Origin of the sequence: Nocardiopsis synnemataformans (assembly GCF_965343085.1) — a bacterium.
In the GTDB taxonomy this organism is placed as follows: domain Bacteria; phylum Actinomycetota; class Actinomycetes; order Streptosporangiales; family Streptosporangiaceae; genus Nocardiopsis; species Nocardiopsis alborubida.
In genome coordinates this window covers 19,858-41,352 of sequence record NZ_CBDRFA010000072.1, presented here as the reverse complement: position 1 = coordinate 41,352, position 21,495 = coordinate 19,858, and the positions used below count along the sequence as shown (strand labels likewise).

The following is a 21,495-nucleotide window of genomic DNA, read 5'->3' as shown; positions in this document are numbered from 1 at the left end:
GGGCCAGCTAGGGCTGTGTCTCCAGGACCTCGTGCATGCGGCTCTCGCGCCAGTCGGCCAGCAGCCGGTGGAAGGCCACGGGCCCGGGGCTGTAGGAGAACCCGCCGTGCACGCCCGCGCCCTCGCGGTTGTAGTAGCCGGGCGTGCACTCGGCCTGGAACGCGGAGTTGTCGTGCGCGTTCTCCCGGACGGTCCGGCTCCACGCGTCGGCCGCCTCCTGGGAGGGCTCGACCACGCGGACACCGCTCTTGCGGCCCCGTGCGATGACGGCGGCGATGTGCCCGGCCTGCTCCAGCAGGATGTGCGCGAAGTTCACCGAGTTGGCGTTCTGGAGCGCGCCCAGGTGGAACAGGTTCGGGAACCCGTTGCTGTAGAAGCCGTGCAGCGTGTTGGGCCCCCGGCTCCAGGACTCCAGCAGGCCGCGCCCGCCGCGCCCGCGTACCGGCAGCGTGCCCGACATCACCCCGGACACGCCCACGTCGAACCCGGTGGCGAAGATGACGCAGTCCACGGGGTACTCGGTGTCCCCGACGACGATCGCGTCCTCGGTCATGCGGGTGATGCCGCCGTGGTCCGCGGTGTCCACCAGGGTCACGTTGGGCCGGTTGAAGGTCTGGAGGTAGTGGTCGCTGAAGCAGGGCCGCTTGCACATGTAGCGGTACCAGGGCTTGAGCACCTCGGCCGTGGCCGGGTCGTCCACGACCTCGTCCACGCGCGCCCGGATCTGGTTCATCTTCCGCGCGTCGACGAGTTCGTCGATCCGCTCGCGCTCCTCGGCGGAGACGCTGGTGTCCAGCGCACCGGAGATCATCTTGCGCTGGAGCCGCGCGGTGGAGGTCCAGCCGTCCCGGGTCAGGTCGGTCTCGACCTGCTCGCCGGAGACGATCGCCAGGAAGTTCTCCATGCGCTCGCGCTGCCAGCCGGGCTTGAGGGAGGCCGCCCACTCCGGGTCGGTGGGGCGGTTGTCGCGCACGTCCACGGAGGAGGGGGTGCGCTGGAACACGTACAGGTGCTTGGCGTCGCGTCCCAGGTGTGGGATGACCTGCACGCCGGTCGCCCCGGTGCCCACGACCGCGACCCTCTTGTCGGCGAGGCCGGTGAGTCCGCCGCCTGCGTCGCCGCCGGTGTAGCCGTAGTCCCAGCGGCTCGTGTGGAAGGTGTGGCCCTTGAAGGTGTCGATCCCCGGGATGCCCGGCAGCTTGGGCTGGGTCAGCGTGCCCGAGGAGGTGATGACGAACCGCGCGCGCATCCGGTCGCCGCGGTCGGTCTCCACCACCCACTCGTCCGTCGCGTCGTCCCAGTCCAGGCCGGTGACGCGGGTGTGGAACAGCGCGTCGCGGTACAGACCGAAGGTGTCGGCGATGGCCACGGCGTGGCGGCGGATCTCCTCGCCGGGAGCGTAGCGCCACTGGGGCACGTAGCCGACCTCCTCCAACAGGGGCATGTAGGAGTAGGACTCGATGTCGCAGTGGATGCCCGGGTAGCGGTTCCAGTACCAGGTTCCGCCGAAGTCGCCGGCCTCGTCCATCATCCGGATCGACTCCACACCGGCCTGGCGCAGTCGCGCGCCGGTGACCAGGCCGCCGAACCCGCCACCGACCACGAGCACCTCCACGGTGTCGGTCAGCGGCCCGCGTTCGGTCCAGGGGGTGTAGGGGTCCTTGGCGTAGTAGCCGAACTCGCCCGCGGCCGAGCGGTACTGGCCGGTGCCGTCGGGGCGGACGCGGCGGTCGCGCTCGCGGGCGTACCTGGCCCGCAGCGCGTCGAGGTCGATCTCCTCGGTGCGGTCGTCGGTGTTGGCGGTCGTGTCGGAGGCTGTGCCCATGTGCCGTCCTCACTTCGTTGCCGTCGCATCGCGACGCGGACGCGGCGCCGGGCTCGCGCGGGGGATGGCCGTGGTGTTCACGGGAGCGTGGAACGGGATCCGGGCGGCTGCCATCCCGATGCGGCGGCGGTGTCGTTGAACCGTGCACCAAAAAGGTTAGCATCAGGCTAAGTATTTGGGTCCGGGGGTGCCCGTCGCGGCGCTCTATCATGGCGGCATGCGGCAACAGGTGTCCGAACAGGGCGAACACGAACGCGAACGCATCGTGCGCGAGATCCAGACCCTGAACGGGGTCATGGAGGAGACCGTGATGGCCGCCCTCCTCCAGAACCTGCTGTCGATGGACCTCACGATCCAACAGCTCAGGGTGCTCATGGTCCTGGTCACCACGAAGGAGGGCGCGACGGGCAGGGGCCTGTCGGACTCGTTCGGCGTCTCCATGGCGTCGATGTCCGGCGTGCTCGACCGGCTCGTGGCCCACGGTGTCGCCGTGCGCTCGGCCGACCCCGAGGACCAGCGCGTCCGCCGCGTCCGTGCCACACCCCTGGGGGCCTCGGTCGTGCGGCGCCTGATGGTGGCGCGGCCGTTTCGCGACGACATCCTCATGGGCCTGCCCATGGAGGACCTGCGCGCCCTCGAACAGGGGTTTCGCGCGGTGAGCAGGCAGATCTCCCGGCTGGGCGCACAGGACTGACCCCGTCCGCCGAACGCGCCGGTCACCGGGCGGCCCTGGCCGTGACCAGCCATCCGCGCGCGGGGATCCGGACGGTGCTCAGCACCTCCGTGGCGGTGACGGCCGTCTCCGTGAAGCCCGCCCGGTCGAGCCCCTGGCGGGAACGTGACCAGGGGACCTCAGCGAGCGACCGCCGCCAACCGCGACGTTCTACCGGCCCGGGTTCAACGCTCGTCCATGGTCGGGATCCTCGTCCGAGCCTGGCAGGAACCCGGGACCGCGCCGTTCGACGGGGTCAGTGGGCCCTGCCCATGAAGGTGACGGTGCGGGAGCCGACGTCGCCCGTGTCGCTCTCCAACGTGAGGGTGTAGGCCCACCACCGGCCCGACGCCGATGACGGGCAGGAGTCCGCGACACTCGTGACCAGGCCCGTCGGTAGCCAGACCCTCTCTCCGCCCCGTTCGGCCAGGGCGGAGGGGCCGGACTGGCGGGGTGGTACGCCGTCACGGCAGGTCGAGGAGAAGCTCAGGTCCAGCGGTGCGCCCGTCCCGTTGATGACCTGCACCCCCCCACGTGACCCTTTCCTCCCCGTTGACGTTCTCGTGGGAGATGCTCAGGAGCTGGAGCCTGATCCCGCCGCCGTACTCGAAAGGACGGTTCGCCGGTACGAGCAGGTACCCGGCGCCCAGAACGAGGACGGTGAGGACGGCCACGAGCGTGAGCGCGACCCACGGCGCGCGTCTTCGCAAGGCGCCCTCCAGGGAACGGCGGCGCAAAGGCACCGGGGGGAAGATGCGGACACCTTATCGTCATCTGGCTTCTGGGTTCGTCGGGAGCCTCGGCGTCGGGTGGTGAGGGTGTCGGGTGGCCGGGGGTCGAGAGTACGGAGTCCGGTGGCGGGGATTTCCTCGGGGGAGTGGAGGCCCGGTTTCGTGAGAACGGCGGAGACCGGGGGCGTCGGAGAGGTAGTCGTGGTAGGCATTCGTGCTCGTGTGGCTCCGGCAGCTTCATGATCGCGGGGGTTCGTGCCTGCTTGCGTGTGCGTTGGTAGGTTCTCGTCGTCTCAGGCATATCGGGCGACCGTCGAACTTGCACAAGCCCTGGTCGTACTGTCCGTCTTGGTGGGTGCGGACTCCCGTCCTCTTGTGAAGGCTGGAAACTACTTCTCACGATCCGCCCTCGGATCCCCGATGCCAATGGATGTCCCACCTGGTCGTACTGCCTGCACATCGAGGTTCGCAATCTCGGGAGCGAGATCGTCATCGAGGCGAATGCCGCAGGACTGCGCCCCCGGCCCGTCATCTGCTGACACTCGCTGAAGACGGGACCCGGGACGGAACCCATCTGCACCTGGAGGAGCACGACGGCCTCGAAGAGGGCTCCGTACATCTGGTTCTGGAGCGCTGCGACGAGGAGTAGGCGTGTGCTTTGTGCGCGCCGGAAGAAGGCGGTTGTTCCCGTGCCGGGGGCGACTTTCGCCGCTCCCTTCTCCAAGCGCTCTCGCTGGGGATGGGACCGGCTTCGGAAAGGGGGGCGGTGTCCGGGGATGTGCGGTGCGCAGGCGGTACGGGCGCCGTGGCATCGGGAGCGTGGAGGAAGGCGGACGTCCTCGCTGTCCGCGAGGACCGGTCCCGCACGGGCGCACCGGGAGCGTGACGCCCCGGGCGCCGACCCGCCGGTGCGGGCCCACGCCCGGGGCCGTCGGGTCCGGGGCCGGTGCGCCCGTTCAGGCGCGGTCGGCTCAGAAGCGGTCGACCAGGAGCTGCCCGTCGGCGGCGCGCTGGCCGGTCCGGCCGCTGCCGTAGTTGGCCTCCACCCGCGAGCGCTCGGAGGCGTTGGGGTGGACGCTGGTGCAGTCCACGCCGCCGGTGGAGCCCGACATCAGCGACGAGCACGGGCCGGGCTTGGCGTCGGGCAGCCCCAGGCTGTGGCCGAGCTCGTGCGCGGCGATGCGCACCGCGTCGTAGCCCTGGGCGGTGCCCTGGCGGCCCATCCAGACGGTGACCTGCCCGCCCGGGCGCACCGGACCCAGGTGGGCGCGGGGCCAGCCGTCGTCGGCGATGACGCGGATCTCGGCGCGCCGTCCGGCGGAGGCCGGTTCCAGGCGAACGTTGCTGACGCTGGAGTTCCACACGCGCACGGCCGAGGCGACGGCGGAGGTGTACTCCGCGGCCCGGCTGGCGTCGTAGTACAGGACGGTCTGGCGCAGCGGCTGGGACTGCTCCGCGGGCGCGGCGGTGGCCGGTGCGGTGCCCACCAGCGTCAGCGCCAGCGCGCTCAGGGCGATCAGGAGGGGCATGAGGACGCGTCTCAGCATGGGGGTCTCCCGGGGGTGAGGGTGCTGATGTTGTTTGGTGACCCGGTGGGGTCGGCCTGATGCTATGTGTAGTGGCGTGCTGTCACAAGGTGTGCGGCACGCCTAATTGAGGCACCGCGTACCGGTGTGGACGTCCTGGGACCAGAGGGCGCCGTTCTGCCGGAAACGTCGGATACGACGGAGAAATCCGTACGCCATGACCCTCGCGAGGTGCCCCCTGGCGCATCGTCCCGCTCTGCCCCTGCCCTGCCCCTGCCGCCCAGCGACGCGGTGCGCGTGCCCGGCATACCGCTGATCCGCACCGACCACGACGACGAGGCCGCCCGGACGGACGGGTCACTGTTCCCATCATCGCAAGGTAGGTTGCGGATATGGGTGAGAACGCGAACCACCGTGCCGACGAGGACGACGCCGAGGTGCTCCGGGCCGTGGGCGCGCGGCTGCGACGTCTGCGCAACCGGGCGAGGCTGACCCTCACCGAGCTGTCGGAGCGCACGGGGATCACCCCGAGCACGCTGTCGCGCCTGGAGACCGGGCGCGTGCACCCGACCCTGGGACAGCTGCTCCCGCTCTCGCGCGCGTACCGGGTGCCGATCGGCGAGCTGGTGGACGCGCCCAGGGTGGGCGATCCGCGGGTGCACCTGCACCCGGTGCGCCGCTTCGGCCTGACGTTCATCCCCCTCACCCAGCGCGCGGGCGGGGTCCAGGCGTACAAGGTCCTCTACCCGCCAGCGCGGACGCTGCCACCGCCCGAGCTGCGCACGCACGACGGACACGAGTGGTTCTACGTGCTCTCGGGAACCATCCGGCTGGTCCTCGGCGCCGAGCAGGACCTGCTGCTGGGCGCGGGGGAGGCGGCCGAGTTCGACACCCGGACCCCGCACTGGATCGGCAACCCCGCCGAGCACGGACCGGCGGAGACCATCGCGATCTTCGGGACCCAGGGCGAACGCGTGCACCTGCACGGGAGTTGAGGGGCCGGTCGCACGGAGCGGCCGGGCACCCGACCGTGGCGATCCCGTCCCCGGCACGACGGAAGCGGGGCCGCCGGGGGAGAGGCCGGGAACCACCGGGTCGCGCCGCGCACACGCGCTCTTGCACTTCTGCACGGGAGCTGGTCCCGCGGCGTCGGCAGCGCGAACACTGGCGTCCATGGAAACAGACAAGAACGCCTCACCCAGCCGGGAGTTCTGGGAACGCCACTACCGAGGCGACGACCCCTCGACGCCACCGCCCGGCCCGAACGCGGCCTTCGCCGAACTCGCCGGGGAACTGGCTCTGGTGTCACCGCGGGAGCCGGAACGCGGAGCGGGCGCACACCGCGCCCTCGAACTCGCCTGCGGCCGGGGCGGAGACGCCCTGTGGCTGGCGGCCCAGGGATGGAACGTCACGGCCGTCGACGTCTCGGAACACGTCCTCGCCGTGCTGACCGAGCGGGCCCGCCGGGCCGGAGTCGAGGACCGCCTCACCACGCGGCGCCACGACCTGGCGCTGTCCGTCCCCGACACCGGGTCGTGGGACCTCGTCTACGCGAACTACTTCCACACCACGGTGGACATCGACCGTGACGCCGTTCTGCGACGGGTGTCGCGGTCGGTGGGCGAGGGCGGGCTGCTGGTCGTGCTCGACCACGCGTCCAGCGCGCCCTGGTCCTGGGAACAGCGCGACGACTTCCCCGCACCCGAGGACCTGTGGCGGTCGTTGGACCTGGGAACCGACTGGACCGGCCTCGTGTGCGAGCGGCGTTCGCGGACGGCCCACGGCCCCGACGGTCGGAGCGCGCGGGTGAGCGACAACGTGGTGGTGGCCCGGCGCCGCACGGGGGCGACGCCGGAGGGACCCACGAAGACGCCCGCCGCACCGCCGCGCCGACGCGACCAGCCCCCGCCCAGGACCGGGCCCGGAGAGAAGGAGGTCCTCACCGGGTTCCTGTCCTACCTGCGCGAGGGCGTCCTCGCCAAGCTGGACGGCGCGCCGGAGCAGCACGTGCGCGCCCCGGGCGTCGCGTCCGGCACGAACCTGCTCGGCCTGGTCAAGCACCTGGCCCACGTCGAGCGCTCCCTCTTCCTCGGGGAGGAGGTCAACGACTGGCAGGCCACGTTCCACGCCGACACGGGCGAGACCACGGCGGGCGTTCTGGAGGGGTACCGCGACGCCGTCGCCGCCGCCGACCGGGCCATCGCCGACTGCGGCGACCTCGGCCAGCCCGCGCACGCGGGGCACCGTAACAAAACGGCCCCGTCGATGCGGTGGGCGCTCGTGCACATGATCGAGGAGACCGGCCGCCACGCCGGGCACCTGGACATCCTCCGCGAGCTGGTCGACGGTCACACCGGACGCTGACCGCCACCGCGACGTGCCGGAGCGGGACGGGTGCGTCCGAGGCCCTACTTCAGACCGAACCGCTCCGCGATCTCCGGAGGCAGCGGGGGACGGTTGGAGCCCCGGACCTGGTCGGCGAGGGGCTCCAGCGCGGCGAGGTCCGCGTCGGTGAGCTCCACCCCGGCCGCACCCGAGTTCTCCTCCAACCGGGACAGACGGCGCATGCTCGGGATCGGGACGACGGGCGTGCCGAACCTCTCCCGCTGCCTCATGAGCCAGGCCAGGGCGACCTGCGCGCGCGTGGCACCGTGGGCCTTGGCGACCTCCTGGAGCGGACGCAGCAGGGAGGTGTTGTGGTCGCGGTTCTCCTCGTTGAACCGGGGGACGGCGCGTCGCACGTCAGTCTCGTCAAGCCCCTCCGAAGAGGTGTGCACACCGGTGAGGAAGCCCCTGCCGAGCGGTGAGTAGGCGACCAGCGAGGCGCCGACCTCGGCGCAGGCGGGCAGGACGGACTCCTCGACGCCGCGGTCGAACAGCGACCACTCCATCTGCACGGCGGCGACGGGGTGCACCCGGGCGGCGGCACGGATCTGCTCCGGGGACACGTTGGACAGGCCGAGCGCACGGACCTTGCCCGCGGTGACCAGTTCGGCCATGGCGCCGACGGTCTCGGCGATCTCCACCTTCGGGTCGGGGACGTGGATGTAGTACAGGTCGATGTGGTCGACGCCGAGGCGTCGCAAGCTCGCGTCGCAGGCCTGGGGGACGTAGGCGGCCTCGCCGCGGACGTCCATGGTGATGTCGCCGTCGTCGTCCACGACGCCGCCGAACTTGGTCGCCAGGGTGATCTCGTCACGTCGGTCGGTGGCGAGGAACCGCGCCAGCAGCCGCTCGTTCGCGCCGGCCCCGTAGACGTCGGCGGTGTCCCAGAAGGTCACGCCGAGGTCGGCGGCGCGCGCCAGGGTCCTCAGGGACTCCTCGTCGTCGACCGGACCGTAGTGGTCGCTCATGCTCATGCAGCCGAGGCCGAGGGCCGATACCTCGGACCCCGAACCCCCGAGAGGAACAGATCGCATTGCCGCTTCCTTTCACGGACCCCGTCTTGTCCGGTGGACCCGACAGGCGTCGCTGGCTTCTGGAGGGAGAGTGCCCGGTCGACCAGGTCTTGCGGGTGGCCGCGGGCGGTGCTCCGTGCTGTGGACACGGATTCCCGGGCGTCACATAATGACGGAGGAGCTCGAAAATAGTGAACGTCTTCGTTCACTATCGCACGCCCCTTGTGTACCCGCAAGGGGCACAATCGGTCATCGGAGGGTTTGATGGGTTCGTCGGGCACGGCCTCGGTTCCGGTCGGCCGGTCGGGGCCCCGCCGCCGCGGTGCGGTCCTGGTCGCCGCGATCCTCGCCGCCGCACTGGACCAGCTGCGTGAGGTCGGCTACGCGGCCCTGACCATGGACGGGGTGGCCGCCGCGGCGGGCACCGGCAAGGCAGCGCTGTACCGGCGCTGGGGCAACAAGGACGAACTGGTCATGGACGCACTGACCAGCGCGCTGCCCAAACCGTCCGAGGTGCGGCTGACCGGTGAGGCCCGTGCCGACATGCTCGAACTGATGCGCGGGGTCCGTGAGGCCTTCGCCCTCTCTCAGGACGCCGCCTTCCGGGCCGCGAAGAAGGGCATCGACGGCGGCTTGGGCCCGGTGGTCCAGGAACGCGTGGTCGAACCCACCCGTGCCCGCATCCTGGAGATCATCCGCGCGGGTGTCGAGTCCGGTGAGTTCCGGCCGGGAGCGGCCAACGAGCAGACCGTGAGCGTCGCTCCGGCCATGCTCGTCTACCACTTCGTCACCCACGGCCCCGACGTCCCGGACGCCTACCTGGAGGCGATCCTCGACGATGCCGTCCTGCCGATGATCCGCGCCGTCTAGGCGGGAGGGGAGAACACCGTCGGGACCCCGGCCCGGCAGGGGACGAGGACGTCAGCGGCCCCCGGCGGTGGAGGCCGGATCCGCGACGGGCCCGGTGGACGTGGACGCGCGGCGACCGCAGGCCTGAGCGGGCCCTGTCGGGTGGCCGCCGAACACCTCGGCCACACCACCGCCGCGAAGGGTCGGCGGAAGGTAGGCCGCCGGTCTTTGACCGGGCGGCCTACCGGGGCGGGGTCGCAACACGGTGGAGCGGTGTATCAACCTGTCCGAGCAGAACCGGGCGGTCGCGATCCGCTAGGACAAGCGGACCGTGCTCTTCGGCGGGACCGTGCTGGTCGGATCGCGGAGCCCCCGGCCCGGATCCGGCTCCGCGGTCTCACCGGTCCACAGAACAGGGCCTGGTTCAGTCGCTACTCCTCGGTGAACGTCGCTGCGCGGGCATGTGCCTGGATCCACTCCTGGGCTTCGTCGGAGCCGAGGACGTTGCATCCGCGTACGAAGGCCAGCACCGCGGCCAGAGTCGGTTTCGCTCCGGGCAGGGTGACTCTGCGCAGCGCGGCGTGGGAGCGTGTCTGGTGCATGCTCCTGTACTTTCCACGGAAGTGTTGCTCGGACCCTGCCGCCATCTCCCTCAGGCTGGGAGAACCTTGGGTCCTGTGCAGAGCCTGCAACGCCTGTACCAGCTCGGGGAAGGAGTTGACCTTACGGGGGTCGCTGAGCTCGTGCACTGACAGCTGGGCCCGCCTTCCCATCAACCGGTAGCCACGTTCGTGCAGTTCGTCGGTGCCGATGTGGGTTCGTCGGCCAATGTCGTTCCGCAACCGCGTGAACTCGCTCTCGAAAACGATGCGCAGTTCGGGCTTCGGCTCGTTCTGCCTCTCCTTCTTCTGCTCGGGGGTTTTCTTCTTGCCGTCTGTGAAGAACAGTGCCTCCAAGAGTGTGCGACCACGTCCTTGGCGCACCTGGGAGCGCAGTGCCTCGGTGCGCCCGTTGAACAGGTCGTGGACAATGCCCACGGGGTAGTTCTTCTCCTCCTTCAGGAGGTCTTTCAGCAAGACATCGACCAGCCCTTCGACGCGCAGCACGAAGAGCAGGGCGTTCAGGCGGTCCTCCTGGGAGTAACGGTGCAGGGGGAAGTGCTCCTCCAGGAGGTCGTGGACCGTCTTCGGGGGGTGGCAGTTCTCTTCCATGCCGAGAGCTACCGTGCCAGGCGTCGGGACACGGACACCGCCGTGTAACCGGCCGCTGAGGCCAGGGCTACGGCGCCGATCGCTTCGTAACCCAGAACCATGGCGTACATGACCAGAACGATCACGACGACGGTGACGACGACCTTGGACCAGGGGACGGCACTCGTTCCGTCGCAGGCATGAGGATGGGACACGGACTTGCTCCTTCATCGGTGCGCAGGCTTCTTCTTGTCAGGTTTCGATTGATTTGTGGCCATGCCAAAACGGGGAGAGAGCCCGCATGCAGGCACAGATGCTGCTATAGGGAGAGAAGTGCCTTCTTTCCCTGGGGGAACTATGTCAGGCCGCTGGCCTCTCGGAGGAACGTCGGGGAGAAGATGGGCGTATCATTATGTAACGCACCCCCTCACCTGCTCATATGTGGTGAAAATTCTTTCGCTCCACTCGTGCAAAATTTTCTCTTGCTGTCAGTGGAACATTTTGTAACAACCGACACCGGGGGTTCTGTGGGCATCTCTCTTGTGAGAGACTGACAAATGGGTGCCAGTCACCCTTTTTGTCACTTTCGATAAGATAAGTCCATGTAGGGGTCACGGGGAGCCTTGAGGCGTACAACCGCACGGTCGTGGTCGGGAGAGAGACTCCGCAAGGTGCTCGGCCATGGCACGTCAGGCAACCCTGATCCCCTGCGGACCCAGAGGCCAGGGCTCGTTCTGTCGCCGCTGACCTGTGACAAGGCGACGGCTCGCCCGCAGCGCTGGGCGAGCCGTCGTGGCTCTGGACGAACGGTCACCACGCATGCCGGTGTGCTGGGGAAGTCGACGGTCTCCGCGCGTCGTGGTGGAGGCCTCCGCCGGTGCTGTGACCGCACAGGTTGACCGGGGTGGACGACGTACAGGTTCTTCGAGCAGGGCATTTCCTTCCTGGACGGGTTCGGGGGATCCTGCGGGAGTTTCGGGCCGGGTGGACGGACTACCTGACCGGCCCAGCCTTCCCCTCGGGGGCATCCCCGCCCCCGATGCTGGCGCGCCTCCTCCGAGCCCGAGGCGACCGCTGAGCCCGCCCCGTCGCTGTTTCGGGCCGGATCATGGGAATGAGAGTCTGGGAGCGCAATCGGGAGGCGGGTGTTCTGCCGATCGACCGTGAGATCGCTGCACGCACCGGTTGTTCTCTGCCGCAGAGAGGGCTTGGGCGGGCCTTGTCGGGTGGCCGCCGAACACCTCGGCCACACCACCGCTACAGTTCCTGGCATGGACCGGCCCACCTCCACGCGGCGACAGCGCACCCTCGCGGTGCCGCTGGTCGCCCTGGTGCTCATGTGCTTCATGTGCGCCCTGTGCCACAGCACGGGCCCGGTCGCCCAAGCCGTCTCCGCTTCCGCCGTTGCCGCCACCTCCGCCGCCACGGCCTCCGCGTCCGCTGCCGCCGACTGTCCGGAGCAGACCCGTGAGGCCGCCGGGGCCCCAGCCGTGGACCCGGCCGCGGCCCCGCAGGCTCCGCAGGTTCCGCAGGCCGCGCACGCGTGCGAGGTCACCGAGGGACACGGACTGCCCACCGCGCCGCCCCTGTTCCTCGTCGCGCTCGGCGTCGTCCTGACACTCGCGCTCCTGCTGGCCCCGCGGCCGGGACCGGCCCCGCGCCCCGTCAGTCGCCCGCCACTCGCCCCCCACGGTTACGGGCTGCTGACACTGCTCTGCGTCCAACGGGTCTAGAACACGGTCACCCGCCTCCTGCGCGCGCCCCGCGCGAGGAGGTCCGCGGCCGCGCCCCGCGCGCGGCTCCTCCACGTGACCGTTTCCCCGGGCGCGCCCCGCCGCGCCCCGCACCCCAGGACATCCACATGAGCAAGAACCTCGGCATCACCCTCGGCCTGATCATGGTCGCCGTCATCGGCCTCGGCCTCCTCATCGCCCTCGACGACCGGGGCGGCACCGCCGCCCCCACGGCCCCGAACGACTCCGCCGACCCGCAGGCCGCGCCCACCGCACCGGCCGGAATCCTGGTTCGCGAGGACAGCCGCCACCTCGACCGGGTGGAGGAGGCGCCGGTGACGGTCGTGGAGTTCCTCGACTTCGAGTGCGAGGCCTGCCGCGCCCAGCTTCCGGTCATGGAGCGGATCCGCGAGGACTACGACGGGCGGATCAACGTGGTCATCCGCTACTTCCCCATGCCCGGGCACACCAACGCCGAGCCCGCCGCCGCGGCCGTGGAGGCCGCCGCCCAGCAGGGCGCGCTGGAGCGGATGTACGTCCGGATGTACGAGACCCAGGCCGAGTGGGGCGAGTCCCAGGACTCCAAGGCCGAGGTGTTCGTCGGCTTCGCCGAGGACCTGGGCCTGGACACGGAGGAGTTCGTCCAGACCATGGAGGACCCCGCCACGCTGGAGCGCGTGCGGTCCGACTTCCAGGACGGCGTGGCCCTGGGCGTGCGGGGCACCCCGACCATCTTCGTCAACGGCCGTCCCACTCCGAGCATGCCCAGCCACGAGGTGCTCTCGGCGATGATCGACCGGGAGCTGGAGGGATGACCCCCACCGCGCCCCGACGCGCCCCGACGCGCCGCGGCGCCCCCGCCCGGGGCCGAAGCACCCGTCGGCGCCGATGCCCCGACGTGCGTGGCGCAACCCGTGACGGAGCGTGCGCGAAACGTAGGTTGGACGCATGCGCGTACTGGTCACGGGTGGTGCCGGGTTCATCGGATCGAGGGTCGCGGAGGAACTCCGCCTGGCCGGGCACGAGGCGGTCACCCTCGACGCCTACCTGCCCCAGGCCCACAACGGGAGGGACACCGAGGACAGAACCGTCGACATCGTGGGTGACGTCCGCGACGGCGAGATCGTCGAGCGCGCCCTGAGGGGCGTGGACGCGGTCTGCCACCAGGCGGCGATGGTGGGACTGGGCTCGCCGGACTTCCTGGACGCCCCCGACTACGTCCGCTGCAACGACCTGGGCACGGCGGTCCTGCTGGCCGCCATGGCCAGGACCGGGGTCCGCGACATCGTCATGGCCGGTTCGATGGTCGTCTACGGGGAGGGGCGGTACACGTGCCCCGAGCACGGCGACGTCCGTCCCGGCCCGAGGGCGGAGGCTGACCTGCGGGCGGGGGTGTTCGACCCCCCGTGCCCCCGGTGCGCGGCCCCGCTCGTGCCCGGCCTGGTGGGGGAGGACGCGCCGAGCGACCCGCGCAACGTCTACGCCACCACGAAGCTGGCGCAGGAGCACCTGTGCGCGTCGTGGGCCCGGGCCGTCGGCGGACGCGCGGTGTCGCTGCGCTACCACAACGTGTACGGGCCGGGGATGCCGCGCGACACCCCGTACGCGGGCGTGGCCTCCTTCTTCCGCTCGGCGCTGGCCCGGGGCGAGGCACCCCGGGTGTTCGAGGACGGCCGCCAGCGGCGCGACTTCGTGCACGTCGGCGACGTGGCGCGGGCCAACGTGGCGGCGCTGGAGGCCGTACCGGGCAGGGCCCGGGGGGAGCTGTCCGCCTTCAACACCGGCAGCGGGACGCCGCACACCATCGGCGAGATGGCCCGTGCGCTGGCGGACGCGCACGGCGGCCCCGAACCCCGCGTCACCGGCGAGTACCGGCTCGGCGACGTCCGGCACATCACCGCCTCCTCCGACCGCCTGATGGAGGAGCTGTCCTGGCGGCCGAGGATCGGTTTCGCCGAGGGGATGGCCGAGTTCGCCCGCGCCGAACTGCGCGGTTCGGCCGGGTCCGGAGCACCGAAGGCCGATGTGTCCGCGTGTCGCGACCGCCTTTCCCGCTCTGTGTCCACATGACTTCGTAGCGTAACCAGAGTGATCAGAGAACCACACGAGTACGGCCAGGACGAACCGGCGCAGGCGCCGCCCGACACGGCGGGCGGCGACCCGCCGCCACCGGTCGACGTGGTGCTGCCCTGTCTGGACGAGGCGTCCGCCCTGCCCTGGGTCATGGAACGCGTCCCACCGGGGTGGCGGGCGATCGTCGTGGACAACGGGTCCACGGACGGATCGGCCGACATCGCGGCGGCGCTGGGAGCCCTCGTCGTCTCCGAACCGCGCAGGGGCTTCGGCGCGGCGTGCCACGCGGGCCTGTCCGCCGCGACCGCCGAGTTCGTCTGCTTCTGCGACTGCGACGCCTCCCTGGACCCCGCCCTGCTCCCGGCGATGGTGGACCGGGTGCGGGTCGGCGGGGCGGACCTGGTCGTGGGCAGGCGGCGCCCCGTCCGCAGGGGGACCTGGCCGACGCACGCCAGGATCGGCAACGCCGTCGTCGCGCGGATGCTGCGCTCGCGGACCGGGGTGCGGGTGCGCGACATCGGCCCGATGCGCGCCGCCCGTAGGACGGACCTCCTCAAACTGGGGATGACCGACCGGCGCTCGGGCTACCCGTTGGAGACGGTCGTGCGCGCCGCCGACGCCGGGTGGCGGGTCGACGAGGTGGACGTTCCCTACCTGCCGAGGTCGGGGGCCTCCAAGGTGACGGGGACGTGGCGCGGCACGTGGACCGCCGTGCGCGACATGACGGCGGTGCTGCGCGGGCCAGCGGCCTCGGAGGGCGTGCGCGCGAGGGGAGGGCGGCCATGACCCGGACCGCTGAGTCCGACCTCCCGGTAGGGGGCACCACCCTGCTGGTGATCGCCAAGGAACCCGTTCCCGGGCGGGTCAAGACACGGCTGACCCCCGAGTACTCGCCGAGGGAGGCCGCCGCGGTCGCCGAGGCCGCCCTGGCGGACACCCTGCACACGGTGCGCTCGCTCCCCGCCCGCAGGAGACTCCTGGTGCTGGAGGGGCGGCCCGGACCCTGGCTCCCGCCGGGGTTCGAGGTGGTCCCGCAGTCGGGCGGCGGGCTCGACGAACGGCTCGCGCACGCGTTCGCCCGGTGCTCGGGCCCCTCTCTGCTGATCGGCATGGACACCCCCCAGGTGACCGGGGAGCTCCTGGCGCCCGCCCTGGCCCCGGACGGGTGGGAGCGCGTCGACGCGTGGTTCGGTCCGAGCGAGGACGGGGGCTTCTGGGCGCTCGGCCTGGCCGAACCCGACCCCCGCCTGCTGCGCGGCGTCCCGATGTCGACGGAGCACACAGGACGGTTCCAACGCGCGCGGCTGGTCGACGCCGGGCTGCGTGTGGGCGATCTGGACGTGCTCACGGACGTCGACACGCCCCGCGACGCCGCGCTGGTGGCCTCGCTCGTTCCCGGCAGCCGCTTCGGCAGGGCCGTCGGGCTCGGGAGAGCGGGGTGTCGGCGGTGAGCACGACCGAGACCGGGATCGACACGAGGACGGCTCCGTGGCTGTGCGACCCCTACTCCCAGGCGCTCGCCAACGGCCGCGGTCCCCTCTTCCTGCGACGGCCCGACGGGTGGATGCTCCGCCTGGACGTCGAACGCTGGTGCGGGGAGACCGACGCCGCGGACGAGAGCGTGCTGGAGCGCTCCGAGGGCGACACCCTGGACGCCGGGTGCGGACCCGGGCGCATGGTCGTGGCGCTCGCCGCCCGGGGCCGCACGGCGTTGGGCGTGGACATGAACCCCGTGGCCGTGTCACGCGCGGTCGAGGCGGGCGGCCGGGCGGTGTGCGCCTCGGTGTTCGATCCCCTACCCGGAGAGGGCGCCTGGCGTACCGCGCTGCTGGTCGACGGCAACATCGGTATCGGCGGAGCCCCCGGGGAGCTGCTGGCCCGGATGCGGGAGGTCGTGCTGCCCGGCGGTCTGCTCATCGTCGAGACCGCCGCCCACGAGGTCCACGAGTGCGTGACGGTGCAGGTCACCGACGGACGGGGGGAACCGGGCGCCCCGTTCCCGTGGGCGCGGCTCGGGCTCCACGCCCTGCGGCGGTGCGCGCGGGGGGCCGGGTGGGAGTGGTCGGAGGCCTGGCAGGTGCGGGGGCGCCGGTTCGCGGCACTGCGCGCGCCGCGGGGCAACCCGACGCCGGGACGCGTCCGCCCAGCGGTGACGGCGTGACGCGGCCCGAACTCCACCAGCGCGAGGTCCGGGACGCGGTCGGCGCCTCCCGGACGGGTCTGCGCGCCGACCTGTCCGTGGCGGCCCTGGCGCTGCTCCTCTTCGCGTCGGCCGCCGTCGTCGGCACCCGGATCGAGCGCGCCCACGGCGTCCTGCACGTGGACTGGCCGCCGCTGTACGCGTCCTGGTTCCCCCACATGGGACCCGGCACGGTCCCCGCCCTCGCCCTGGCGGCGGCGGTGGTGGCCTGCGGACCCTCGGCGGCGCGCGCCCTGCCCTGGCGCGCCCTGGTGTGGGCCGTCTGGGCCGCGTCCACGCTCTGGACCACCGCGCTCGCGCTGGTCGACGGCTGGCGGCGCGGGATCGTCAGCCGCCTGCTGTCCCCCCACGAGTACCTGTCCTCGGTCGACCGCTTCCAGGACGTGGGCGCCGCGCTGAGCACGTTCACCCGGCACATCCTCATCGGGCAGCCCGACAACTGGCCCACGCACGTGGCCGGGCACCCGCCGGGCGCCGTCCTGACGTTCGTCGCGCTGGACCGGGTCGGTCTGGGCGGCGGGGCGTGGGCCGGGCTCTGGTGCGTCGTGGTCGGCGGCTCGGCCGCCGCCGCGGTCCTGGTCGCGATGCGCGCGCTCGGCGCGGAGTCGACGGCGCGCAGGGCGGCCCCGTTCCTCGTGCTGCTGCCCGCCGCGGTGTGGGTGGGCACGTCGGCGGACGGGTACTTCGCGGCGGTCACCGCGTGGGGTCTGGCCCTGCTCGCCGTGGCCGCGGCGCCCGACGCGCGTGCGCCGCGCGCCACCGCGCTGGCGGCCGGTCTGCTCCTGGGGTGGTCGGTGTACCTGTCCTACGGGCTCGTCCTCATCGGGATCCCGGCCGTTGCGGTGCTCCTGTGCGCGCGGACCGCGCGCCCCCTGCCCTACGCGCTGCTGGGCGCCCTGGCCGTCGCCGCGGCCTTCACGGCGGCCGGTTTCTGGTGGTGGGAGGGCTACCAGCTGCTCGTGGAGCGCTACTACCAGGGGTTGGCGTCGGTCCGGCCCTACGGCTACTGGGTCTGGGCGAACCTGGCCGTCGCGTGCCTGACGACCGGGCTCGCGACCGCGGCGGGTCTGCGCCGGGCGCTGGCGCGGGTGCCCGGGTCGGTGCTCGGTCTGCGCCGGTCGCCGTCCCGGGAGACCGCGACGACGGCCCTGCTGGTGGCCGCCGCGCTCTGCGCGGTCGTCGCCGCGACCCTGTCGGGGATGAGCAAGGGCGAGACCGAGCGCATCTGGCTGCCGTTCGTGCTGTGGCTCGTCCCGGCCGCCGCCCTCCTGCCGGACCGCCACTACAGGGCCTGGCTGGCCGTCCAGGCGGCCACGGCACTTCTGGTGAACCACCTGCTGCTCACCGGCTGGTGAACCGGGGCGCTCCACGGGGCCGGTGCCCGAACCTCGCAAGCACCGGCGGAGGAACGCGTCCGTGGCGCGGCCACGGCCCCGGGAACGCGCCCCGGGCGCGACCGGCCGTGAGGAGCGCCGAGGGACGGGACGAGCGGTGCCGTCCCGTCCCTCAGCGCTCAGCGGTGGCGGTCTCCCCCAACCGTGTGCTCAGGCGGTGCCCTGAAACTGGCCGAGGGTCTCGGCCCGCGACCGCTGGGTCTGGCCGTCCAGCCCCAGCCCGGAGGCCCCGGACGCCCCGCAGGAGACGTCCTGTTCCGGGAACTCGCCGTCGACCAGGTAGCTCGTGGCCACGTCCCAGGCGCAGGGGTTGTCGCCGTAGACGTAGGTGCCGTGACCGCTGTCGTCGACGCTCACCAGTCGGGACCGCTGGCCGAACTTCTCGTCCAGCAGCACGCCGCCGAGGTGCGGCGTCACTGGGTCGCGCAGGTTCTGCATGATCAGGACGTTGCTCGGACCCTCACCGGTGATCTCCACGGCGGGCTCGGACGGCTCGGTCCAGTAGGCGCAGGGCATGACGTTGGCGCTGGCCGCGCCGTACATCGGGTACTTCTCCCGGTCCTCGGCCACGCCCTCCTGGTAGGTGGCCAGGTCCTCGGGCCACTCGACGTCGTTGCAGGTCGTCGCGAGGAACACCGTCCAGGCGTTGTCGCCGGGCGACAGCTCTCCCGTCGCCGCCCCGGCGCCGCCGACCGGCGCGCCGCCGAGCCCGCTCTCCTCCAGGTGCTGCCGTACCGCCTCCTCGTCCGTCAGGCGCACGGACTGCCACATCTGCGCCGTCTGCGCGTAGCTCCGTTCGCTGTACAGCGCCGCGAAGATGGACAGCCGGAAGAGGTGACCGTCGAGACCGGCCACCGGCCCCTCCTCGTCGAGCCGCGTGGCGGTCTCGAAGTAGGTCTCCCGGACCTGTTCGGGCGAGTCGCCCAGGCCGTAGCTGCCGTCGCGCTCCGCTGCCCACGCGGCGAAGTCGGGGAAGGTCTCCTCGAAGCCCAGGGCGTACCTGCGCATGCCGTCGTAGTCGAGGAAGGTGTCGCCGATGTTGCTGTCGAGCACGATCCGGTCGGTGCTCTCGGGGAACATCGAGGCGTAGGCGGCGCCCAGCGCCGACCCGTAGGACAGTCCGAAGAAGCTGGCCTTCTCCTCGCCGAGCGCGGCCCGGATCCGGTCCAGGTCGCGGGCCATGTTGGCCGTCGAGATGTGGCGTATCTGCTCGTTGTCGTCGCTGCGCGCGCACTGGTCGGCCGCCGCTTCGGCGACCCCGGCCCGCTCGGTGACCGCCGCCTCGTCGACCGCGTAGGGCGGGATGTTGCCGAGGTACTCCTGGTCGGTGGTGAAGCCGCAGCTCACCGCGGACGAGTGCCCGACCCCGCGGGTGTCCATACCGATCAGGTCGTAGCTGTTCAGGACACTGGCGGGTATGCCCAGGGAGGCCAGGCCCGCGGGCATCGACAGCCCGGACCCGCCCGGGCCGCCCGGGTTGAGCAGCAGCACGCCGCGCCTCTGGTCCGGGTCCGTGCTGGCCAGCCGCGACACCATGATCTCGATCTCGGCGCCCTCAGGGTCGTCGTAGTCCATGGGCACCGGCACGGTGGCGCACTCCAGCGGGTGCGTCTCGTCCTGGACGTCCTCGGGGCAGGCGCCCCACTCCAGTGCCGTCGTCGGCGCCTCGCCCCGCTCCTCGGCCGCGGCCGGTGCCGCCGCGACCAGCGAACCGGCCAGACAGACCACCACCATCGGGGGCAGGCTTCGGCCCGCGCTCCACCTTCGTCCCATGTCTCCAGCCTCCTGGATGTCGGATTCACCGTCGCCCCGCTGGCGCGGCACCCCGCCGTCCGTCCGTCGCGGAACGTCCGGAGCCGCCGTCGCCAGAGGCGCGTGTCCAGCCTGCTGTCACTCCGCCGAGTCCACCAGTGGCACCGTGTCATGGGATGGCGGTGTGAACCTCATGGAAAAGCCGTGACAAGCACACATCGTTCGTGGGTGGTGTCGGCGTGCGACGGGGGTTCGGGTGCTCCGCGCGGGTCGGGCAGGGAGAGGCGGGTCGGGATGCACACCACTGACGCGTCCGGGGGTCACGTCTCCTCAGCGGGGAGCGCCAGCCGCGCCCCGCCCGTGGCGAGGAAGTACGGAGCGGGCACGGGCGGGCGGCGCAGGGCGGCGACGCGACCGGCCGCCTCCCGCCACCAGGGCCGGGCCGCGTGCGTGCCGGTGAAGAAGAGCAGGAGCGTTCCGTCCCCGGTGGCCGCGACGCTGGGACCGCAGACTCCCCGCCCCATCCAGCGCGGCGTCGCGGGCCGGTCCGTGTCCAGGATCCGGACCGGCGGGGACCACGCCGCCCGGTCGGCCGAGGGGAACCGCGCCCGCGTCGCCCACAGCCCCTGGTCGGGGAAGGGCGTGGTGCCGTGCAGGTTGGTGCCCCGGGCCAGCAGCATCGTCCAGCCGTCGGGGCCGCGGTGCAGGGCGTTGTCGAAGAAGCCCTCCTCCCGGGTCGTGAACGTGCGGGACGCGGACCAGCGCAGGCCGTCGGCGCTGTCGGCGACCCGCAGTTCGAAGTCGGGCTGCTCGCCGGGGCCCACCTCGTGGGGAGCCGTCAGGAACCACATGCGGTAGCCGCCCCCGACGGCGATGACGGTGGGTTCCAGCACGCTGGGGCGGTCCGCGGAACCGCTCAGCACGGGGTGCGGTCGGCGCCGCCACGAGCCGTCGGCCCGCTGTTCGAGCACACCGATCGAGTAGAGGCTGCCGGGTCCGTAGTGATGGGCGGTGCGCCGCCCGGCGTAGTAGACGCGTGCGGGCGCACCCCGGTGCGGCGGCACGTAGCAGGGGGTGTGCATCCCCCCGGCGTCCCAGGCGCCGCGCGGGGCGTCCGGGACCAGCGCGAGCGTGCGGCCCCGCGTGGAGGCGTCGATCCGCCAGCCGGTGAGGCGCAGGTCCGCGCCGACCGGCAGCGCGGCCCGGTACAGGCGGTTGCGGAAGGAGGTGGAGAAACCGCCGACGAACATGCACCAGCGGTCGCCGACGCGGTGCACGTTCGGGTCGCTCAGTCCGAGGAGGCCGCGCGGGGTGGTGCCCTCCAGCATGTCCCACTGGACGGTGGGGCCGGTGACGGCGGGGGAGTGGTGCATGGGCCTGGCTCCGTGGTCAGGGCGCGCGCGAGCGCGGACTCCCCTGCGGATCAGGTAGGTCGTTGGGAGGAAAGGTACCACCGCGCCCCGTCACCGAGGACCGGCCACGCCCCCACACCTCCCACCCCCGCTGCGAGGGCCTCCGGCATGAGCGCTTGACCGGGGCGTACCGGGCTGACCGTGCCCCCGTGTGTGGGCGGGAACCCGCCTGGCCACCGCACGCGGCGCCTGCCGGGGGCCGCACACCGAGCGGTAGCGCCGGGGTCCGTGTGCGTCGGCCGCGCCGCCGACGAGCGACGCGGCGGTCCGGCCGCCCCGGGCCTCAGCCGCCGTCCTGTTCGAGGTCGAAGCGCCCGCGTGCCCGCTCGATCTCGGGTGTGTGCGCCGAGATCCAGTCGAGCAGCACGTCCACCGGGTGCCGGAGCGTCTTGCCCAGCGGGGTGATCCGGTACTCGACGGCGACCGGCCGCGAGCCGACGACCGCGCGGTGGACGATGCCGTTGCGTTCGAGGCGGCGCAGGGTCGCGGTGAGCGACTTCTGGGTCACCGCGGGGATCGCGCGGCGCAGTTCGTTGAAGCGCGAGGGGCGCTCGCAGAGCACGTTGAGCACCTCCACCGACCACTTGTCCAGGATCTGGTTGAGGAGCTCGCGGTGCGGCGCGGTGATCCCGAGGTCGTCGTGGGCTGCCTGCCCGGTATCCGTCATGACACCTAGTCTCGTTGCGGTTTCCTTCTGATA

General features: G+C 72.1%; 22 protein-coding genes. 12 read left to right on the top strand and 10 right to left on the bottom strand.

Translation table 11 applies throughout. The annotated features are described in order from the left end of the window. Positions 1-7 precede the first annotated feature (7 nt). Positions 8-1,825, bottom strand: coding sequence for a flavin-containing monooxygenase (locus ACSIH6_RS30915; RefSeq protein WP_435111866.1), 1,818 nt, complete (start codon positions 1,823-1,825; stop codon positions 8-10). A gap of 217 nt (positions 1,826-2,042) precedes the next feature. Here ACSIH6_RS30915 and ACSIH6_RS30910 point away from each other — a divergent pair, with 217 nt between their 5' ends. Beyond that, on the top strand, positions 2,043-2,519 hold the full coding sequence (locus ACSIH6_RS30910; protein WP_435111865.1) for a MarR family winged helix-turn-helix transcriptional regulator: 477 nt from the start codon (positions 2,043-2,045) through the stop codon (positions 2,517-2,519). Positions 2,520-2,793: 274 nt separating this feature from the next. Here the strand turns inward: ACSIH6_RS30910 and ACSIH6_RS30905 are convergent, their stop codons facing one another. Both ACSIH6_RS30905 and ACSIH6_RS30900 read right to left on the bottom strand, forming a co-directional pair. Then, positions 2,794-3,063, bottom strand: coding sequence for a hypothetical protein (locus ACSIH6_RS30905; protein WP_435111864.1), 270 nt, complete (start codon positions 3,061-3,063; stop codon positions 2,794-2,796). Beyond that, entirely contained in the window at positions 3,002-3,247 is a 246-nt protein-coding gene (locus ACSIH6_RS30900; RefSeq protein ID WP_435111863.1) for a hypothetical protein, read from the bottom strand. The genes ACSIH6_RS30905 and ACSIH6_RS30900 overlap by 62 nt, the downstream gene beginning before the upstream one ends. Before the next feature lie 451 nt (positions 3,248-3,698). On the opposite strand from ACSIH6_RS30900, the gene ACSIH6_RS30895 reads away from it, so the two are divergent. Next, entirely contained in the window at positions 3,699-3,917 is a 219-nt protein-coding gene (locus ACSIH6_RS30895) for an Imm32 family immunity protein (protein ID WP_435111862.1), read from the top strand. A 322-nt stretch (positions 3,918-4,239) separates the two neighbouring features. Here the strand turns inward: ACSIH6_RS30895 and ACSIH6_RS30890 are convergent, their stop codons facing one another. Further along, positions 4,240-4,815, bottom strand: a complete 576-nt coding sequence (locus ACSIH6_RS30890; protein WP_150254507.1) for a snapalysin family zinc-dependent metalloprotease — start codon at positions 4,813-4,815, stop codon at positions 4,240-4,242. A 371-nt stretch (positions 4,816-5,186) separates the two neighbouring features. On the opposite strand from ACSIH6_RS30890, the gene ACSIH6_RS30885 reads away from it, so the two are divergent. Further along, positions 5,187-5,789 (top strand): helix-turn-helix domain-containing protein, encoded by a 603-nt coding sequence (locus tag ACSIH6_RS30885; RefSeq protein WP_435111861.1) that lies wholly within the window; start codon positions 5,187-5,189, stop codon positions 5,787-5,789. A gap of 178 nt (positions 5,790-5,967) precedes the next feature. Continuing rightward, positions 5,968-7,158: a mycothiol transferase gene (locus ACSIH6_RS30880; RefSeq protein WP_435111860.1), complete on the top strand. Its 1,191-nt coding sequence runs from the start codon at positions 5,968-5,970 to the stop codon at positions 7,156-7,158. A 44-nt stretch (positions 7,159-7,202) separates the two neighbouring features. Here the strand turns inward: ACSIH6_RS30880 and ACSIH6_RS30875 are convergent, their stop codons facing one another. Further along, a complete protein-coding gene (locus ACSIH6_RS30875; RefSeq protein ID WP_435111859.1) occupies positions 7,203-8,213 on the bottom strand; it encodes an aldo/keto reductase in 1,011 nt (336 codons plus the stop codon). Between the two features lie 243 nt (positions 8,214-8,456). Here ACSIH6_RS30875 and ACSIH6_RS30870 point away from each other — a divergent pair, with 243 nt between their 5' ends. Beyond that, complete coding sequence (locus ACSIH6_RS30870) at positions 8,457-9,062, top strand: TetR-like C-terminal domain-containing protein (protein ID WP_435111858.1); 606 nt, start codon at positions 8,457-8,459, stop codon at positions 9,060-9,062. 410 nt (positions 9,063-9,472) lie between these two features. Here ACSIH6_RS30870 and ACSIH6_RS30865 read toward each other — a convergent pair whose 3' ends face one another. Both ACSIH6_RS30865 and ACSIH6_RS30860 read right to left on the bottom strand, forming a co-directional pair. Beyond that, positions 9,473-10,252, bottom strand: a complete 780-nt coding sequence (locus tag ACSIH6_RS30865; RefSeq protein ID WP_435111857.1) for a hypothetical protein — start codon at positions 10,250-10,252, stop codon at positions 9,473-9,475. 8 nt (positions 10,253-10,260) lie between these two features. Then, positions 10,261-10,446 (bottom strand): hypothetical protein, encoded by a 186-nt coding sequence (locus ACSIH6_RS30860; RefSeq protein ID WP_435111856.1) that lies wholly within the window; start codon positions 10,444-10,446, stop codon positions 10,261-10,263. 1,056 nt (positions 10,447-11,502) lie between these two features. Between ACSIH6_RS30860 and ACSIH6_RS30855 the strand changes: the two genes are divergently transcribed. From ACSIH6_RS30855 to ACSIH6_RS30825, 7 genes are all read left to right on the top strand, one after another. Further along, positions 11,503-11,964: a hypothetical protein gene (locus ACSIH6_RS30855; RefSeq protein ID WP_435111855.1), complete on the top strand. Its 462-nt coding sequence runs from the start codon at positions 11,503-11,505 to the stop codon at positions 11,962-11,964. A gap of 128 nt (positions 11,965-12,092) precedes the next feature. Beyond that, complete coding sequence (locus ACSIH6_RS30850) at positions 12,093-12,779, top strand: DsbA family protein (RefSeq protein WP_435111854.1); 687 nt, start codon at positions 12,093-12,095, stop codon at positions 12,777-12,779. Between the two features lie 133 nt (positions 12,780-12,912). After that, the gene (locus tag ACSIH6_RS30845; RefSeq protein ID WP_435111853.1) at positions 12,913-14,034 is read left to right on the top strand and encodes an NAD-dependent epimerase/dehydratase family protein; all 1,122 of its coding nucleotides are present in this window, start codon (positions 12,913-12,915) and stop codon (positions 14,032-14,034) included. Between the two features lie 18 nt (positions 14,035-14,052). Further along, complete coding sequence (locus ACSIH6_RS30840) at positions 14,053-14,823, top strand: glycosyltransferase family 2 protein (RefSeq protein ID WP_435111852.1); 771 nt, start codon at positions 14,053-14,055, stop codon at positions 14,821-14,823. Beyond that, complete coding sequence (locus tag ACSIH6_RS30835) at positions 14,820-15,488, top strand: TIGR04282 family arsenosugar biosynthesis glycosyltransferase (RefSeq protein ID WP_435111851.1); 669 nt, start codon at positions 14,820-14,822, stop codon at positions 15,486-15,488. Before ACSIH6_RS30840 ends, ACSIH6_RS30835 begins: the two co-directional genes overlap by 4 nt. After that, positions 15,485-16,198, top strand: a complete 714-nt coding sequence (locus tag ACSIH6_RS30830; RefSeq protein ID WP_435111850.1) for a class I SAM-dependent methyltransferase — start codon at positions 15,485-15,487, stop codon at positions 16,196-16,198. The genes ACSIH6_RS30835 and ACSIH6_RS30830 overlap by 4 nt, the downstream gene beginning before the upstream one ends. Continuing rightward, positions 16,195-17,592, top strand: coding sequence for a hypothetical protein (locus ACSIH6_RS30825; RefSeq protein WP_435111849.1), 1,398 nt, complete (start codon positions 16,195-16,197; stop codon positions 17,590-17,592). The genes ACSIH6_RS30830 and ACSIH6_RS30825 overlap by 4 nt, the downstream gene beginning before the upstream one ends. 189 nt (positions 17,593-17,781) lie before the next feature. Here the strand turns inward: ACSIH6_RS30825 and ACSIH6_RS30820 are convergent, their stop codons facing one another. The 3 genes from ACSIH6_RS30820 to ACSIH6_RS30810 form a co-directional block, all read right to left on the bottom strand. Beyond that, positions 17,782-19,404, bottom strand: coding sequence for an alpha/beta hydrolase (locus ACSIH6_RS30820; RefSeq protein WP_435111848.1), 1,623 nt, complete (start codon positions 19,402-19,404; stop codon positions 17,782-17,784). A gap of 299 nt (positions 19,405-19,703) precedes the next feature. Beyond that, entirely contained in the window at positions 19,704-20,756 is a 1,053-nt protein-coding gene (locus ACSIH6_RS30815) for a hypothetical protein (protein WP_435111847.1), read from the bottom strand. A gap of 322 nt (positions 20,757-21,078) precedes the next feature. After that, on the bottom strand, positions 21,079-21,462 hold the full coding sequence (locus tag ACSIH6_RS30810) for a winged helix-turn-helix transcriptional regulator (protein ID WP_435111846.1): 384 nt from the start codon (positions 21,460-21,462) through the stop codon (positions 21,079-21,081). Positions 21,463-21,495 lie beyond the last annotated feature (33 nt).